This is a genomic window from Streptomyces sp. NPDC051315 (assembly GCF_044455165.1).
Classification (GTDB): Bacteria; Actinomycetota; Actinomycetes; order Streptomycetales; family Streptomycetaceae; genus Streptomyces.
This window is the reverse complement of record NZ_JBITEN010000006.1, coordinates 346489-361572: the sequence shown is the minus strand read 5'-3', so window position 1 is coordinate 361572 and position 15084 is coordinate 346489. Positions and strand designations below refer to the sequence as shown.

Below are 15084 nucleotides of genomic sequence, written 5' to 3'. Positions count from 1 at the left end.
ATGAACGAGCAGAAGACCGCCCCCATATCCAGGTTCCCCTACCTCAAGCAGGACTTCGCCGCCTCACTCGTCGTCTTCCTGGTCGCGCTCCCGCTCTGTGTGGGCGTGGCCGTGGCCTCCGGCGTGCCGGCCGAGCTCGGGCTCGTCACCGGCATCGTCGGCGGCATCGTCACCGGACTCATGCGGGGCTCCAGCCTCCAGGTGTCCGGTCCGGCGGCCGGTCTGACCGTGCTGGTCTTCGAGGCGGTGCAGGAGTTCGGACTGCCCGCCCTCGGAGTGATCGTGCTGGCCGCCGGGCTGCTCCAGCTCGCGATGGGCGCCCTGAAGCTGGGCCGCTACTTCCGGGCCATATCCATATCCGTCGTCGAGGGCATGCTCGCCGGTATCGGTCTGGTCATCATCGCCGGCCAGTTGTATGCGGCGGCCGGGCTGAAGGCGCCCGCCTCCGGCATCGACAAGATCCTGGGGCTGCCGGGAGCCGTCGTCGACGCGGCCGGCAGCACCGAGGCACTCGCCTCGCTCGCGATCGGCGCCGGCACGATCGCCGTGATGCTGTTGTGGAAGCGGCTGCCTAAGGGCGTGCAGACGGTCCCCGGCGCGCTCGCCGCGGTCGTGCTGGCGACCGTGGTCACCCTGGTGTTCACCATGCCCGTCGCGACCGTCGAGGTGAACGGCCTGCTGGACTCCGTCCAGCCGCCGGGCGCGGACGCCTTCGCCGAGCTGGCCCACCCGGCCATCTTCGGGACGATCCTCGCCTTCACCCTGATCGCCTCCGCCGAGAGCCTGTTCAGCGCCGCCGCCGTGGACCGGCTGCACGACGGTCCGCGCACCGAGTACGACAAGGAACTTATGGCCCAGGGCGCGGGCAACGCGGTGTGCGGCGCGCTCGGCGCGCTGCCGATGACCGCGGTGATCGTGCGCAGCTCGGCCAACGTCCAGGCGGGTGCCAAGACCAAGGCGTCCCGGGTGCTGCACGGTGTGTGGCTGCTGCTGTTCGCGGCGCTGCTGCCGTCGGCCCTGGCCCTGATCCCGCTGCCCGCGCTGGCCGGCATCCTGGTGCACGCCGGCTGGAAGCTGATCCCCTTCCGCGCCATCGCGTCGCTGTGGCGGGGGCACCGCGGCGAGGCGCTGATCCTGGTGGTCACCGCGGTGTCCATCGTCACGGTCAACATGTTCGAGGGTGTGCTGATCGGTCTGGCCCTGTCCGTGGTCAAGACCGCCTGGGAGGCCTCGCACATCAAGCTGGAGGTCATCGACAAGGGCGCCGGCCCCGTCCAGGCGTACCTGTCGGGCAACGCGACCTTCCTGCGCCTGCCGAAGATCCTCGACAGCCTCGAGGCCCTGCCGCAGGACCGCCCGGTCGAGCTGGACCTCTCCGGTCTGCACCACCTCGACCACGCCTGCCGCACGGCGCTGGAGAGCTGGGCCGAACGGCACAGCACGGTCGGCACCGAGCCGGTGAAGATGACGATGGCCGCCTAGCGGCGCGCTGCGTCCCCGTGGCCGGGTTCCGGGCGATGGCCCCGGACCCGGCCACGGGCATATCGTTGCAGCAACAGCGTTTCGGACCTCTCCCGGAGGAGGTCGTCATGCTCGATGAGCTGCTGACAGCGGCCGCGGCGGTCGGCGCCGGCGCGGTCGCGTACGTGGTGGCGGGCGCACGGGTGGTCAAGCAGTACGAGCGCGGGGTGGTCTTCCGGCTCGGCCGGGTCGTCGGGGGCATCCGCACACCGGGCTTCACCATGGTGATCCCGGCCGTCGACCGGCTGCGCAAGGTCAACATGCAGATCGTGACCATGCCCGTGCCCGCCCAGGAGGGCATCACCCGCGACAACGTGACCGTGCGGGTCGACGCGGTCGTCTACTTCCGGGTCGTGGACCCGACCGCGGCCATCGTCAACGTCGAGGACTACCGCTTCGCCGTCTCGCAGATGGCGCAGACCTCGCTGCGGTCGATCATCGGCAAGAGCGAGCTGGACGACCTGCTGTCCGACCGGGAGAAGCTCAACCAGGGCCTGGAGCTGATGATCGACAGTCCGGCGGTGGGCTGGGGGGTGCAGATCGACCGGGTGGAGATCAAGGACGTGTCGCTGCCGGACACGATGAAGCGCTCGATGGCCCGTCAGGCCGAGGCCGACCGTGAGCGACGGGCCCGCATCATCAACGCGGACGCCGAGCTCCAGGCGTCGAAGAAGCTCGCCGAGGCGGCGGAGCAGATGTCCGAACAGCCGGCCGCGCTCCAACTGCGGCTGCTCCAGACGGTGGTGGCCGTGGCCGCCGAGAAGAACTCGACGCTGGTCCTGCCCTTCCCGGTGGAGCTGCTGCGCTTCCTGGAGAAGGCCCAGCAGCAGCAACCTCCGCCGCGGGCCGCCGCCCGGTGACGCGCGCTACGCGCGTGGTTCCCGGGACGTGCGGTGAGTGATAGACACAGCGGGATCGCAGTTCCTGTCCGCCAGCAGGAAGGTTTCGCCATGTCGGACATCCGTCATGCGGCGACCCGCCGTCAGATCCTCGCCCGCACCGGTGCCCTGGGAGCGGGCATCGCGTTCGCCGGGGCCCTGTCCGAGCTCTTCACGGACACGGCCGCCGCGCAGAACCTCGGTCACACCGGCTACGGCCCCCTCGTCCCCGACCCGCACGGCCTGCTCGACCTGCCCAAGGGCTTTGGCTACCGGGTCCTGTCCCGGGAGGGCGACCCGCTGCGCTCGGGCGAGGGCCCGGTCCCCTCGAACCACGACGGCATGACGGCCCTCCCCGGCCGCCACGGCCGGATCCACCTGGTCCGCAACCACGAGAACCGCCCCACGGCGAAGCTCGGCGTACCGACCGTGCGGGGCCTGACCTACGACCCGGCCGGCAAGGGCGGCTGTACGGCCCTGACGCTGGACTCCGGCAACGAGGTGCTCGCCGAGCGTGTCGCGATCGCGGGTACGGCCGTCAACTGCGCGGGCGGCCCCACCCCGTGGCGCACCTGGCTGACCTGTGAGGAGACCGAGGACCGGGCCGGCACCAACGGCTACACCAAGGACCACGGCTTCATCTTCGAGGTCGACCCGTCCGACCCGCACCGCACCGGCGCCGTCCCGCTCACGGCGATGGGCCGCTTCCCGCACGAGGCGGTCGCCGTCGACCCGCGGCACGGGATCGTCTACGAGACGGAGGACGCCTTCGAGAAGCCCTTCGGCCTCTTCTACCGCTTCCTGCCCGAGAAGCCGCTGGGCGGGGTGGGTTCGCTGCGCGCGGGTGGCCGGCTCCAGGCGATGCGGGTGCCGGGCGTGCCGGATCTGTCGTCGATCCAGGAGACGGGCGCGACCTTCGACGGCATCGAGTGGGCCGACGTACCGGACCCGCTGGCCGCCGAGACCCCGATCCGCCTCCAGGACTTCGGGCCGAAGGGCATCACGCACGCGCAGAAGCTGGAGGGCTGCTACTGGGGCGGGCGGTGCGTGTACTTCGTGGCGTCCTTCGCGCGGGGCTCGGACGGCTCGGCGGCCGACCACTACGGCCAGATCTGGCGCTACGACCCGCAGCGCCGCCGCCTGACCCTGGTGATCGTCTTCGGGCCGGACACCGACGTGCAGCTGCCCGGCGAGTCCCCCGACAACATCTGCCTGGCGCCCGGCGGCGGCCTGATGGTCAGCGAGGACGGCAACGGCGCCCAGCACGTGTTCGGTGTGACCCGGGGCGGCGAGGTGTACGCGATGGCGCGGGGGCGGCAGAACATCGGGACGGCCGAGGAGCCGGAGTGGGGCGAGTTCGCCGGCGTCACCTTCTCCCCCGACGGCCGGACGATGTACGTCAACTGCTACACGCCGGGGACGACGTTCGCGGTGACGGGCCCCTGGCGGCGCTGACGCCTGTCGCCGTCCATGCCGCGCGCCCGGGCGGACGCGGCCGGCCGCCCGGCGTGGACGCGGCCGGCCGCCCGGCGTGGACGGCGGCGCGTCCCGGCGCGGCAGCCGTCGAGCGCGACGCGCGGCGGGCTGCTCCTCCAGGACGACCGCACCCGCGTCCGGGGCGCGGAGAGCACACGCGGGGGCGAGGCGAGCCCGGGACCGCCGGCGAGGAAGCCGAGCGCCGCGATCTCGGTACGCAGCGGCCGATGAGGCGTTCGGCTCGGCTGGGAGCGGCCGCGATGAGGTCTTCCCGCAGGGAGTGGCCGCGGTGAGGTCTGCTCGCCGGGCGACCGCTGCGGCCGCCGTCCTCCGCACCCCGGGTGAGGACCCGGGCGGGTGACAGGAGCGCGGACGCGCGAACGAATTCACCCATCATACGCTTTACGCCTCATACCTTCTTACGGTGATCGCTCCCGTACGCCGTCTCGTCGCCGTCTGCGCCCTGGGTGCCGCGCTCGCCGCCTGCGGCACGGCCCCGGCTCCCCGGGCCGCCCGCCCGGCCCCTGCCCAGCCCTCGCCCGCGCCGTCCCTGCCGCCCACCCTGGCCCCGGGCCCCGGCGGCCTGACCCCCGTCTTCTCGCACGGCCCCCGCACCCGCGACCGGACCGTCGCCCTCACCTTCGACGCCGACATGACGGCCGGTCAGGGGGAGCGGGCGGCGGCGGGCGAGCGGTTCGACAACCCGCAGCTGATCGCGGCGCTGCGGGCACTGGAGGTTCCGGCAACCGTGTTCATGACCGGCCGGTGGGCCGAGGAGTATCCGGACCAGGCCCGCGCCATCGGCCGCGACCCGCTGTTCGAGGTCGCCAACCACTCCTACAGCCACTACGCCTTCACCGACGACTGCTACGGCCTGCCGACCGTACCGGAGGAGCGGATGCGGGCCGACGTGGAGCGGGCGTACGCGGCGTTCCGTCGGGCCGGGGTGCCCGACGCGCGGCCGTACTTCCGTTTCCCCGGCGGCTGCCACGACCGGCGCGCGCTGCGGGCGGTGAGCGGCGCCGGGGTGACCGCCGTGCAGTGGGACGTGGTGAGCGGGGACGCGTTCGCGACGGACGCGGACGCCGTGGCCCGGCAGGTGCTCGACGGGGTGCGGCCGGGGTCGGTGGTGGTCATGCACTGCACCCGCAGCGCCGCCCCGACGACCGAGCGGGCGGTGCGCGCGATCGTGCCCGAGCTGCGCCGGCGGGGCTACCGGTTCGTGAAGGTTTCGGAGCTGATCGGGGCCGCCGACGGCCGGCGCTGAGCCGGCCGCGCTCTCGTACGCTGGAGTCATGAGCGACGACGACGGCGACACCGGCTACTGCCTGATCGACGCGACCCGGCCGCCCAGGGCCGACGGGCCTCCGTACGCGGAGTGCGTGCTGTGCCGGGAACCGACGGAGTACCCGGAGTCGTACAAGGGGATCACGCTGTGCCCCGTCTGCGAGTGGCAGGAGGCGCAGCGCACGGCGTGCTCGGGCTGAGCGGGCGGCTCAGGGCGACCTGCGGGACGTGAGCACGCAGGCCACGGCCACGGCCGCGGCGGTGAGCAGCACCGCGGCGGCCAGCGGCAGCAGCGGCGGGCGGACCGTCGCGGAGTGCGAGCCGGTGACCAGGCCGCTGACGGCCGCCTGCGCCGGAGAGCCCGCCACCACCAGCGCCAGCAGCGCCGAGAGCAGCAGCGCCGGCACCGCACGGCCCGGTGAGCGCAGCACGGGCCAGGCGGTGAGCGCGCCAACGGCCGTTCCGAGCAGGGCGCAGGTCAGAGCGGCGAGCAGACCGGCGGCACAGGCCTCGGGGAGGGGGATCCGTTGCTGGTGGTCGGCGCTCACGGGGGCGCTGATCAGGGTGACGACGGTGGTGGCTGCCGTACCGGACACGACGGCCGCGCCGAGCCCGGCCAGCACCGCGGCCAGGTGTGCCCGCACCGGCCCGGCCGCCGCGGCCACGACGGTGCGGGCCGCCGGCGGCTCCTGGGTCACGCAGATCCGCACCAGCCAGGCGGCGACCGGCAGCAGGGCGGCCGCCGCGTAGCCGAGGGAGTCCAGCACGGGCTGCCCGCCCTGGACGCTGACGCCCAGGAAGACGGCGTACAGGAGGAACGGGGGCAGCCAGCGCTGGGAGCGCAGCAGCAGGGCGGCCTGGTAGCGCAGGAGGGCGGTCATGAGCTGCCTTCACGGTCGGGCGGTGGGGCTGCCGGGGCGACGCTCACCACGTGCCACGGCGGGCGGGCGGTGAGCAGGGCGCGCAGCAGGACGTCGGAGTGGGCGGCGGGGACGGTGAGGCGGTGGGTGCCGGGGGTGGTCTCCTGGGCCTCGACGGCCAGTCGACGCGCCTGGGCCGGCAGCGGGCCGGCGGGCGGCCCCTGCACCTCGACGACCACGTGCGGCCCGTCGGGGGCGGGGGGCGCTTCCGTACGGCGGTGGAGGGTGCCGTCGCTCACCGTGCAGACGGCGTCGGCCGCTCCCACGAGACGGCGGGGGTCGTGGTCGACGAAGACGACGGCCGTGCCGGCGGCCGTGCGCTCGGCGACCGCGCGGTCCAGCTCGGCCCGCGCGTCGGTGTCCAGCCCGGTCCAGGCCTCGTCCAGGACGAGCAGTTCCGGGTCGGCGAGGAGCGCCTGGGCCACGGCGACCTTCTGGCTGCTGCCCTTCGACAGGCGGGAGAGCGGGGTGTGGGCGTGGGCGGTGGCGCCGAAGCGGTCGAGCCAGTCGCCGGCGGCGCGCCGGGCGCCGGCGCGGGTGAGGCCGTGGACGGTGCCGAGGTGGGTGAGGTAGCCGACCGCGGTGAAGGGGAGGGCAGCGGGGAAGCGTTCGGGGACGTAGGCCGTGCGGGGACGGCCGGTGACCCGGCCCGTGGTCGGGGCGTCGACGCGGGCCATCAGGCGCAGGAGGGTGGACTTGCCGGTGCCGTTGGCGCCCTGGACGCGGGTGAGGGTGCCGGGGGCCAGTTCCACGGTCACGTCGCTCAGGACCCAGGGGCCGCGTACGCCGTAGCGGCGGCCCACCTCGTCCAGACGTAATGCGCGTTCCATGGGGGCATCCTCTCGTACGGCGCGCGCGGGCTCCTCGTGGCCCGTCGCGCCCCGCGCCGGAGCCGCGCGGTCCGCCCCGCCGAGTGGGTCCAGTACCCTGCGCCACGTGAGTGAGAGTCCCTTCCAGGCCGAGCCGAACCCCCGCGACCAGGCTCCGCAGTTCGTGCTGCCCCTCGTCGTCCGGATGGAGAAGGACGCCCCGCCCGGACGTACCGACGCTCTCGAGACCGCCGCCCGGGCCGTGCTCGTGATGCTGAACGACGAGCGGTCCGTCGGGGACGGGGAGTGGGCGCGGGCGGTGCGCGACTGGCAGGACGCCCGGATCCGGAAGGTGGTGCGCCGCGCCCGGGGAGCCGAGTGGCGGCGGGCCGGGGCGCTGCCGGGCATCACGGTGACCGGGAAGGCGGCGGAGGTGCGGGTGTTCCCGCCGGTGCCGTTGGACGGCTGGCCGAAGGAGCTGGCGAAGCTGCAGGTGTCGGGGACCGATCTCGACGACCCCGAGGCGCCGGCGGAGGCGGACCCGGGGGTGCCGGTGCTGTGGATGAGCCCGGAGGTGGAGATGTCGGCGGGCAAGGCGATGGCGCAGGCCGGGCACGGCGCGCAGCTCGCCTGGTGGGAGCTGTCGGACGAGGAGCGTGCCGCATGGCGCGAGGCGGGGTTCCCGCTCGCGGTGCGCACCGCCGAGCCGCGGCGGTGGCGGGAGCTGACCGTGAGCGGGCTGCCGCTGGTGCGGGACGCGGGGTTCACCGAGATCGCGCCCGGCAGTTGCACGGTGGTCGCGGAGCACCCGGCGCTGCGCCGCCGGTAGCGGCCTGGGTCCCGGAACCTCAAATGTTGCTCTGAAGGAGGGCGGCGGGCGGTTCGGTCCGGTGCGGTGGGGCCATATCCCCGTCACCACGGCGGGGGCCGGACGGAGGAGGGGACGATGACGCGACTGGGGACGGGAATCGGCTGGCGGCCGGAGATCGCCGACGCGGTGGAGCGGATGCCGGGCATCGACTGGGTCGAGGTCGTCGCCGAGAACGTCTGCCCCGGGCACCTCCCCGACTCCCTGCTGCGGCTGCGCGAGCGCGGGGTCACCGTCGTCCCGCACGGTGTGTCGCTCGGGCTCGGCGGCGCGGACCGGCCCGACGAGGGACGGCTGAGGGCGCTCGCCGAGCGGGCGGAGGCGCTGGGTTCCCCGCTGGTCACCGAGCACATCGCGTTCGTCCGGGCGGGCGGGCCGCTGACGGCCTCCCCGTCCCTGGAGGCCGGGCATCTGCTGCCGGTGCCGCGCACCCGCGACGCCCTCGACGTGCTGTGCGAGAACGTGCGCGTCGCGCAGGACGCGCTGCCGGTGCCGCTCGCCGTCGAGAACATCGCCGCGCTGATCGCCTGGCCGGGCGAGGAGATGACGGAGGGCCAGTTCCTGTACGAGCTGGCCGACCGCACCGGAGTACGCCTGCTCATCGACGTCGCCAACCTGCACACCAACCACGTCAACCGCGGTGAGGACCCCGCCAAGGCGCTCGCCGAACTGCCGCTCGAGGCCATCGCGTACGTCCATGTCGCGGGCGGCTTCGAGCGGGACGGCGTCTGGCACGACAGCCACGCCCACCCGGTGCCCCGCCCGGTCCTCGACGTCCTGACCGACCTGGCATCCCGCGTCTCCCCGCCCGGGGTGCTGCTGGAGCGCGACGAGAACTTCCCCGAGGCGTCCGAACTGGAGCGGGAGTTGTCGTCGATCCGGGAGGCGGTGGCGGAGGGCGCCCGGACCCGGACCGTGGCGGCGGACGAGCCCGGGCCCGTCCGGTCGCAGGCCCCCGCCCCCGTCCCGGAAGCGGCCCGCCAGCGCCTCGGTCTCGCCCAGGCCGCCCTGCTGTCCGCCCTGGTCGCCGGGACGCCCGTGCCCGAGGGCTTCGACCGGGTACGGCTCGGCGTCCAGGCGCGGGCGCTGGCGGCGAAGCGGGCGGACGTGGTGGCGAAGGTGGCCCCGGAACTGCCGCGGATCCTCGGCGGCGCGTACCGGTCCGCGTTCGTCGCGTACGCCCAGGGGCACCCGATGCGCGGCGGGTACCGGCAGGACGCCCTGGACTTCGCCGAACGGATGCTGCTGGACGGGCAGGTGACGCGGGAGCGGGCCGCCCGGGAGCTGCGCCGGTGGTGGCTGGACCGGTCGGGGCCGGCGCCGAGGCCGCGGTCGCGGTGGGAGCGGGTGGGGCGGTCGCTGATCCGGCGGTGAACGTCCGGGCCCGCGCCTCGCCCCGGCCCACCCCCGGCCGGAGGGGAATGTGCCGGGGTTAACACCCCGGCCGCGCCGACCCGCCGAACCGCCCCTTCCAGCCCTGTTGCGCCCCCTATGCCCTCCCCGTCGACCGACCCATTCGCCCCGGATGTCCTCGATGCAACTCTTCTCCCGCGTACGGAAGTTGAGGCAACGGCCGCAGTAATATGCCCATCCCGCACCCGAAGCGCACCCGCGTGCGGTGCCGTGCGCAGGAGGCACCATGCGACCGCGACCCCCGATCAGGGGCAGAGGCATCTTCAGTGGCACCGGGCTCATCATCACGGCCCTGGCGGCGACCCTCGTGGCGCTGGTCTACCCGATCTGGTCGTACGAGGAGCAGCCCGGGACCGGCGCGGACGTCCTGAACGCGCAGACCGTGGCCACACAGTACGGCCCGCTGTCCGAGCTCGACCGGGACTTCGTCACGAAGGTGCGGCTGGCCGGGCTGTGGGAGCTGCCGGCCGGTCAGCAGGCGCAGCAGAAGGGCACCACCGAAGCCGTACGGACGGCGGGACGGCATCTCGTCGAGGGGCACGCCTTCCTGGACGAGCGGGTGCGCACGGTCGCCGCGCAGCTCGGGCTCCCGCTGCCGAACGAGCCCAATGACCAGCAGAAGGGCTGGCTGGAGGAGCTGAACGCGGCCCGGGGCACCGAGTTCGACCGGAAGTTCGCCAACATCGCGCGGCTGGCGCACGGCCGGGTGTTCTCCGTCGTCGCACAGGTGCGGGCCGGCACCCGCAACGCGCTGGTGCGCGAGCTCGCCGACGACGCCAACACCACCGTGCTGGACCACATCACGGTCCTGGAGGCCACCGGGTACGTCGACTTCGACGCCCTGGCCCGGGAACTGGCGTCCACCGGCACCGCGACGCCGGCCACCTCGCCCTCCCCGCCGTGGTCGGTGGCCGACCCCGGCCAGATCGTGCCGGTCACCCCGTCGCCGTACCCGACGTACACGCTTCCGCCGGCCGCGACGGCTCCGCCGCCCACGCGGAGCGGTTCCTGAGGGCCGGTCCGCCGGGGCGAGGGGAAACGGAACGTCACATATCCACAACTCCGGGTCCGGATCGTGACCCAAGGCATGGCGTTCTCCCGTGCGTCTGGCATAGAAACACGGCATGTTCTGGGTCCTTCTCCTGCTGCCGGCCTGGGCCGTCGCCGGAGCGGCGTGCACCCGGCTGTGCCTGGCCGCCGTCCGTGCGGCGGCCGTCGACGCGGACGCGGGTCAGGCACGTGATCTGACCCTCTACGAGGCGGCGTTCCTCTCCGGCGGTCCGGGCCGGGTCGCCGATCTGACCCTGGTCGCCATGGCGCGGCAGCGGCGGCTGCTGCTCGCCCACACCGGCTGGGCGACCGTCGTGGACCCACGCGGGCGCGACGAGATGGAGCGGTCGGTGATAGGGGCCATCGGACCGGAGGGGCAGTCCCGGATCGCCCCGGTGCGGGCCGCCGCGGCCGCCGCGGACGCGGTGCGCGGTCTCGCCGACCGGCTGGTCAGCGCCGGACTCGCGGTGCCCGACGGGACGCGTACGACGGTCGCGGCCGGGGTGCGCCAGGTGCGGGGCGCCGCCGTGGCCGTGCTCGTACTGGGTGCCGTGGCGCTGCTGATGCCCGCCTCCCCGAACGTGCCGCGCACCCTGGTCGCCCTCTGGTTCGCGCTGCCCCTCGCGCTCACCCTGAGCTGCCTGGCCATCGCCCGGATCGAGGTGCACCCGTACTCGCGCTGGGCCTCCCCCGCCGGTCAGCGGCTGCTGGGCGCACTGGCCCGGCACGCCGACGGCGACGGTGACGACCGCACCTACCTGACCTCCGTGGCCGTACGCGGGATCCGGGCCGTCGATGAGCCGGAGCTGCGGGCGGCCTTCGCGCACCGGGAGCCGTACGGGCGCGGCTGAAGGCCGCGGGGCGCATCCGGGTACCGCGGGAGCGCACACGGGGCATTGGCGCCGACATGCGTGGGCGGTGCTTGCCTTCCCCGAGGGGCACACCAAACATCCCTTCTGTCGCCGCCGTGCACCGAAGGGACACCCGATGAGAGCCGCCGTCCTCTACCCGGCCGCCGGAGCCCTGCTCCTGACCGCCCTCTCCGCCGCCCCCGCGGGCGGTGTCCCGAACGCCGCCGCCGGCTCCGGGGTCGCCCTCGCCGCCGCCCGCGCCGCGCAGGAGGGCATCGCCTTCGGCGCGTGCCCCCGCGCCCAGGACGCGCCGGCGGGCATGCAGTGCGGCACGGTCACCGTCCCGCTCGACTACGCGCGGCCGAACGGCAAGCAGATCGAGCTGACGGTCAGCCGGGTGCGGGCCACCCACCGCGATCCCCACAACAGCAAGCGGCGGGTGCCCCGGCAGGGCGCGCTGGTCTTCAACCCGGGCGGACCGGGCGCCTCCGGCCTGTACTTCCCGATGATCGGGCGGCTGCCGGAGTGGAAGCGCATCGGGGCCGCGTACGACCTCGTCGGCTACGACCCGCGCGGGGTCGGCCGCTCGGCGCCGCTGTCCTGCCAGGATCCCAAGCGCTTCGTCAAGGGCCCCTCGCCGGCACCCACCCACCCCTCGGAGTCGTACAAGCGGGAACGCGTCGCGCAGGCCAAGGCGTACGCGCGCGGCTGCGCCGAGCGGACCGGCGGCGCCCTGCGGCACTACAACTCCCTGAACAACGCCCGAGACCTGGACGTCCTGCGGGCCGCGCTCGGCGAGGACCGGCTGACGTTCATGGGCGCGTCGTACGGCACCTACTTCGGGGCGCTGTACGCGACGCTGTTCCCCGCGCACGTGCGGCGGATGGTGTTCGACGCGGCGGTGAACCCGGACCCCGCGCAGATCTGGTACCGCAACAACCTGGCGCAGTCGGTGGCGTTCGAGAGCCGCTGGACGGACTTCCGCGCATGGATCGCCCAGCACCACGACGTGTACGGACTGGGCGACACCCCGCGGAAGGTGCTGCGCAGCTACGAGCGGGCGCGGGCGATGCTGGCCGCCGAGCCGGCCGGCGGGAAGGTGGGGCCGGGACAGTTGCAGGGCGCGCTCCTGCAGGCCGGGTACTACGACGACTACTGGCCGTCCCGGGCCGAGGCGCTGTCGGCGTATCTGAAGGGCGACCCCGAGCCGCTGGTCGCGCTGGCCGCGCCGGCCGCGGGGGCGGCGACGGAGGCGGAGAACGCCCACGCCGTCTACACGGCCGTGGAGTGCAACGACGCGCCCTGGCCGACGGACTGGAAGGTGTGGGACCGGGACAACACGCGGCTCGCGCGCGTCGCGCCGTTCGAGACCTGGGAGAACGTGTGGGCGAACCTGCCGTGCGCGTACTGGCCGGCGCCTCGGCAACGACCCCTGGACGTGCGGACCGGATCGGGCGAGCTGCCGCCGACGCTGATCCTGGCCGCCGAGCGGGATGCCGCCGCGCCCTACGACGGGGCTCTGGAGATGCACCGGCGCCTGTCGGGTTCGGTGCTGGTGACGGAGCGGGACGCCGGGACGCACGGCATCGCGGGCGGGCCCAACGCCTGTGTCAACGGGCACCTGGAGGCGTACCTGCTGGAGGGCCGGCTTCCGGTGCGGCGCGCGGCCTGCGCGCCGCACCCGGAGCCCGAGCCGACGGACCGCGCCGGCAAGGCGGCGGTCCGGGCGAAGGGCTGAGCGCAAGAGCCCGGCGCGGGGCCGGTCAGGCCAGACCGGCCACCAGGTCGGCCACGGACTTCCGGCGCCCGGTGTAGAAGGGAACCTCTTCCCGGACGTGCATGCGGGCCTCCGAGGCGCGCAGATGGCGCATGAGGTCGACGATGCGGTAGAGCTCGTCGGCCTCGAACGCCAGGATCCACTCGTAGTCGCCCAGCGAGAACGAGGCGACGGTGTTGGCGCGCACGTCCGGGTAGCCGCGGGCCATCCTGCCGTGGTCGGCGAGCATGCGGCGGCGGTCCTCGTCGGGCAGCAGATACCAGTCGTAGGACCGCACGAACGGGTAGACGCTGACGTAGTTGCGCGGCGTCTCGTCGGCGAGGAACGCCGGGATGTGCGAGCGGTTGAACTCGGCGGGACGGTGCAGCGCCATGTTCGACCAGACCGGCTCCAGCGCGCGGCCCAGCTTCGTGCGGCGGAAGAGGTTGTACGCCTCCTGGAGCTCGTCGCTGGTCTCGGCGTGCCACCAGATCATGAGGTCGGCGTCGGCGCGCAGACCGGACACGTCGTACGTGCCGCGGACCGTCACGTCCTTGGCGGCCAGCTGGTCGAACAGCTCCTGGACCTCGTCCGCGTAGCCGGCGCGGTCCTCGGGCAGCGTGTCCTTCAGCCGGAAGACGGACCACAGCGTGTAGCGGATGACCTCGTTGAGGTCCTTGGCCAGCTTGCCCTTGTTCGGGATCCTGCCGGACTCGGTGGTGGGGGCGTCGTCACTCATGCCCTCATTCTCCCGCCCCTCCGTGCAGACTCTGCACCGGGTGGGCGGTGAGCTCCTCCACACCCCTCAGGTCTCCGGCCAGCTGGTCCACCGCCGCGTGGGCGCTCGCGACGCAGGCCGGGATGCCGACGCCGTCGTACTGCGCGCCGCACACGACGAGGCCCGGCAGCTCGGCGACGTGCTCGCGGATGCGGGCCACGCGCGCGTGGTGGCCGACCGGGTACTGGGGCAGGCCGTCGGTCCACCGGGTGACGAGGGTCCGCAGCGGAGTCGCCTCGAGGCCGGTGGCCGCCCGCAGGTCCCGCCGGGAGACCTCGACCAGGTGGGCGTCCTCCCGCTGGAGGATCTCCGTCTCGCCGTACCGCCCGACGGAGGTGCGCACCACGACCACGTCGGGGTTCTCCTCGGCGCTCCAGCGCCACTTCCGGAACGAGAACGTGGAGGCCTTGATGGAGCGGCCGTCGACGGGCGGGACGAGGAAGCCGCTGCCGTCGGGGAGGGAGACCTCACTGCGGCGGTAGGCGAGGGTGACCAGGGCCATGGAGGCGTACTCGACGGCGCGCAGCTCGGCGGCGGCCGCGGGGGACTCGGCGGCGAGCAGACCGGCGGCGGCGGGGGCGGGTACGGCGAGGACCACCGCGTCGGCGTGCAGCACGCGGTCGCCGGCCGTCACGCGCCAGCCTCCGCCGGCGTCCCGGCGCAGCTCCGTCGCCGGACGGCCGGACAGGATCTGGCCGCCGTGCGCGGTGACGGAGTCCGCGACCGCGCGGGCCAGGGTGCCGACGCCGCCCTCGATGCCCATGAACACGGGCCCGGTCTGCCGGCTCGCGGCGGCCCTGGCCTGGATCTCGCGGACGGCCTCGGTCAGCGAGTCGTGCCTGCGGGCGGTCTCGAAGAGCTGCGGGACGGCCGAGCGCATCGAGATGCGGTAGGCGTCGCCGGCGTAGACCCCGCCGAGCAGGGGCTCGACGAGACGGTCGACGACCTCGCGGCCGAGGCGTGCCGCCACGTACGCGCCGACCGCCACGTCGTCGCCGATCTCCGTGCGGGGCAGGTCGGCGTCGCGTCCGATGCGGGCGAGGCCCTCGTCGGAGAGGACACCGGCCAGGGCGTCGGCGGTGCCGGGGACGCCCATGACATGGCCCTTGGGCATGGGACGGAGGGCGCCGCGGGTCCAGATCGAGGCGGTCGCGATGGCGGGCGGCTGGAGGCGGTCGCCGAGCCCCACCTCGCGCGCGAGGGCGACCGCCTCGGGGCGGCGGGCCAGCATCGACTCGGCGCCGAGGTCGACGCGGACCCCCTCCATCTCGGCGACCTGCAGCTTGCCGCCGAGCCTGCGGGCCGCCTCCAGGACGGTGACGCGTGCCCCGTTCCGCACGAGCCGGTGCGCCGCGGCCAGTCCCGCGATCCCGGCTCCGACGACGACGACCTGCCCTGTGCTGCCCGTACGTGCTGCGCTCATGGCTCCACCTTCTCAGACGCCACCGGCCGTCACGCCAGGGCCGTGTGGCCCCGC

At 74.3% G+C, this 15084-nt stretch carries 14 protein-coding genes; 10 read left to right on the top strand and 4 right to left on the bottom strand.

Annotation, left to right across the window (positions count from 1 at the left end):
- The 5 genes from ACIBBD_RS15000 (at window position 1) to ACIBBD_RS14980 (ending at window position 5362) form a co-directional block, all read left to right on the top strand.
- On the top strand, window positions 1–1482 hold the full coding sequence (locus ACIBBD_RS15000) for a SulP family inorganic anion transporter (RefSeq protein ID WP_399419795.1): 1482 nt from the start codon (window positions 1–3) through the stop codon (window positions 1480–1482).
- A gap of 107 nt (window positions 1483–1589) precedes the next feature.
- Window positions 1590–2381, top strand: coding sequence for a slipin family protein (locus ACIBBD_RS14995; protein WP_399419793.1), 792 nt, complete (start codon window positions 1590–1592; stop codon window positions 2379–2381).
- 90 nt (window positions 2382–2471) lie between these two features.
- Window positions 2472–3854, top strand: coding sequence for an alkaline phosphatase PhoX (locus ACIBBD_RS14990; protein WP_399419792.1), 1383 nt, complete (start codon window positions 2472–2474; stop codon window positions 3852–3854).
- A 445-nt stretch (window positions 3855–4299) separates the two neighbouring features.
- The gene (locus ACIBBD_RS14985; RefSeq protein ID WP_399419791.1) at window positions 4300–5142 is read left to right on the top strand and encodes a polysaccharide deacetylase family protein; all 843 of its coding nucleotides are present in this window, start codon (window positions 4300–4302) and stop codon (window positions 5140–5142) included.
- A gap of 28 nt (window positions 5143–5170) precedes the next feature.
- The gene (locus ACIBBD_RS14980) at window positions 5171–5362 is read left to right on the top strand and encodes a hypothetical protein (protein WP_385073812.1); all 192 of its coding nucleotides are present in this window, start codon (window positions 5171–5173) and stop codon (window positions 5360–5362) included.
- A 9-nt stretch (window positions 5363–5371) separates the two neighbouring features.
- Here ACIBBD_RS14980 and ACIBBD_RS14975 read toward each other — a convergent pair whose 3' ends face one another.
- Together ACIBBD_RS14975 and ACIBBD_RS14970 are read right to left on the bottom strand one after the other, a co-directional pair.
- Window positions 5372–6043, bottom strand: coding sequence for an ABC transporter (locus ACIBBD_RS14975; protein WP_399419790.1), 672 nt, complete (start codon window positions 6041–6043; stop codon window positions 5372–5374).
- Entirely contained in the window at window positions 6040–6912 is an 873-nt protein-coding gene (locus ACIBBD_RS14970) for an ATP-binding cassette domain-containing protein (protein WP_399419789.1), read from the bottom strand. The genes ACIBBD_RS14975 and ACIBBD_RS14970 overlap by 4 nt, the downstream gene beginning before the upstream one ends.
- Here ACIBBD_RS14970 and ACIBBD_RS14965 point away from each other — a divergent pair.
- From ACIBBD_RS14965 to ACIBBD_RS14945, 5 genes are all read left to right on the top strand, one after another.
- Window positions 6911–7720 carry a peptidyl-tRNA hydrolase gene (locus ACIBBD_RS14965; RefSeq protein ID WP_399419788.1) on the top strand — a complete coding sequence of 270 codons (810 nt, stop codon included), beginning with the start codon at window positions 6911–6913 and terminating at the stop codon, window positions 7718–7720. The genes ACIBBD_RS14970 and ACIBBD_RS14965 overlap by 2 nt on opposite strands.
- Before the next feature lie 117 nt (window positions 7721–7837).
- Window positions 7838–9133, top strand: a complete 1296-nt coding sequence (locus ACIBBD_RS14960) for a DUF692 domain-containing protein (protein ID WP_399419787.1) — start codon at window positions 7838–7840, stop codon at window positions 9131–9133.
- Between the two features lie 265 nt (window positions 9134–9398).
- A complete protein-coding gene (locus tag ACIBBD_RS14955) occupies window positions 9399–10184 on the top strand; it encodes a DUF4142 domain-containing protein (RefSeq protein WP_399419786.1) in 786 nt (261 codons plus the stop codon).
- Window positions 10185–10296: 112 nt separating this feature from the next.
- Window positions 10297–11073: a TIGR04222 domain-containing membrane protein gene (locus ACIBBD_RS14950; RefSeq protein WP_399419785.1), complete on the top strand. Its 777-nt coding sequence runs from the start codon at window positions 10297–10299 to the stop codon at window positions 11071–11073.
- 136 nt (window positions 11074–11209) lie between these two features.
- Window positions 11210–12811: an alpha/beta hydrolase gene (locus ACIBBD_RS14945; RefSeq protein ID WP_399419784.1), complete on the top strand. Its 1602-nt coding sequence runs from the start codon at window positions 11210–11212 to the stop codon at window positions 12809–12811.
- A gap of 25 nt (window positions 12812–12836) precedes the next feature.
- On the opposite strand, the gene hemQ is transcribed toward ACIBBD_RS14945, so the two are convergent.
- Window positions 12837–13568 carry a hydrogen peroxide-dependent heme synthase gene (gene hemQ / locus ACIBBD_RS14940; RefSeq protein ID WP_399419783.1) on the bottom strand — a complete coding sequence of 244 codons (732 nt, stop codon included), beginning with the start codon at window positions 13566–13568 and terminating at the stop codon, window positions 12837–12839.
- 4 nt (window positions 13569–13572) lie between these two features.
- A complete protein-coding gene (hemG, locus tag ACIBBD_RS14935) occupies window positions 13573–15030 on the bottom strand; it encodes a protoporphyrinogen oxidase (RefSeq protein ID WP_399419782.1) in 1458 nt (485 codons plus the stop codon).
- Window positions 15031–15084: the final 54 nt, after the last annotated feature.

Excerpts from the sequence above, each read along its gene's own strand:
- ACIBBD_RS14945 (WP_399419784.1), top strand. The coding sequence starts at position 11,210 with ATGAGAGCCGCCGTCCTCTACCCGGCCGCCGGAGCCCTGCTCCTGACC.
- ACIBBD_RS14955 (WP_399419786.1), top strand. The coding sequence starts at position 9,399 with ATGCGACCGCGACCCCCGATCAGGGGCAGAGGCATCTTCAGTGGCACC.
- ACIBBD_RS14950 (WP_399419785.1), top strand. The coding sequence starts at position 10,297 with ATGTTCTGGGTCCTTCTCCTGCTGCCGGCCTGGGCCGTCGCCGGAGCG.
- ACIBBD_RS14995 (WP_399419793.1), top strand. The coding sequence starts at position 1,590 with ATGCTCGATGAGCTGCTGACAGCGGCCGCGGCGGTCGGCGCCGGCGCG.
- ACIBBD_RS14965 (WP_399419788.1), top strand. The coding sequence starts at position 6,911 with ATGGGGGCATCCTCTCGTACGGCGCGCGCGGGCTCCTCGTGGCCCGTC.
- ACIBBD_RS14970 (WP_399419789.1), bottom strand. The coding sequence starts at position 6,912 with ATGGAACGCGCATTACGTCTGGACGAGGTGGGCCGCCGCTACGGCGTA.
- ACIBBD_RS15000 (WP_399419795.1), top strand. The coding sequence starts at position 1 with ATGAACGAGCAGAAGACCGCCCCCATATCCAGGTTCCCCTACCTCAAG.
- ACIBBD_RS14975 (WP_399419790.1), bottom strand. The coding sequence starts at position 6,043 with ATGACCGCCCTCCTGCGCTACCAGGCCGCCCTGCTGCTGCGCTCCCAG.
- ACIBBD_RS14960 (WP_399419787.1), top strand. The coding sequence starts at position 7,838 with ATGACGCGACTGGGGACGGGAATCGGCTGGCGGCCGGAGATCGCCGAC.
- hemQ (WP_399419783.1), bottom strand. The coding sequence starts at position 13,568 with ATGAGTGACGACGCCCCCACCACCGAGTCCGGCAGGATCCCGAACAAG.
- ACIBBD_RS14980 (WP_385073812.1), top strand. The coding sequence starts at position 5,171 with ATGAGCGACGACGACGGCGACACCGGCTACTGCCTGATCGACGCGACC.
- hemG (WP_399419782.1), bottom strand. The coding sequence starts at position 15,030 with ATGAGCGCAGCACGTACGGGCAGCACAGGGCAGGTCGTCGTCGTCGGA.
- ACIBBD_RS14990 (WP_399419792.1), top strand. The coding sequence starts at position 2,472 with ATGTCGGACATCCGTCATGCGGCGACCCGCCGTCAGATCCTCGCCCGC.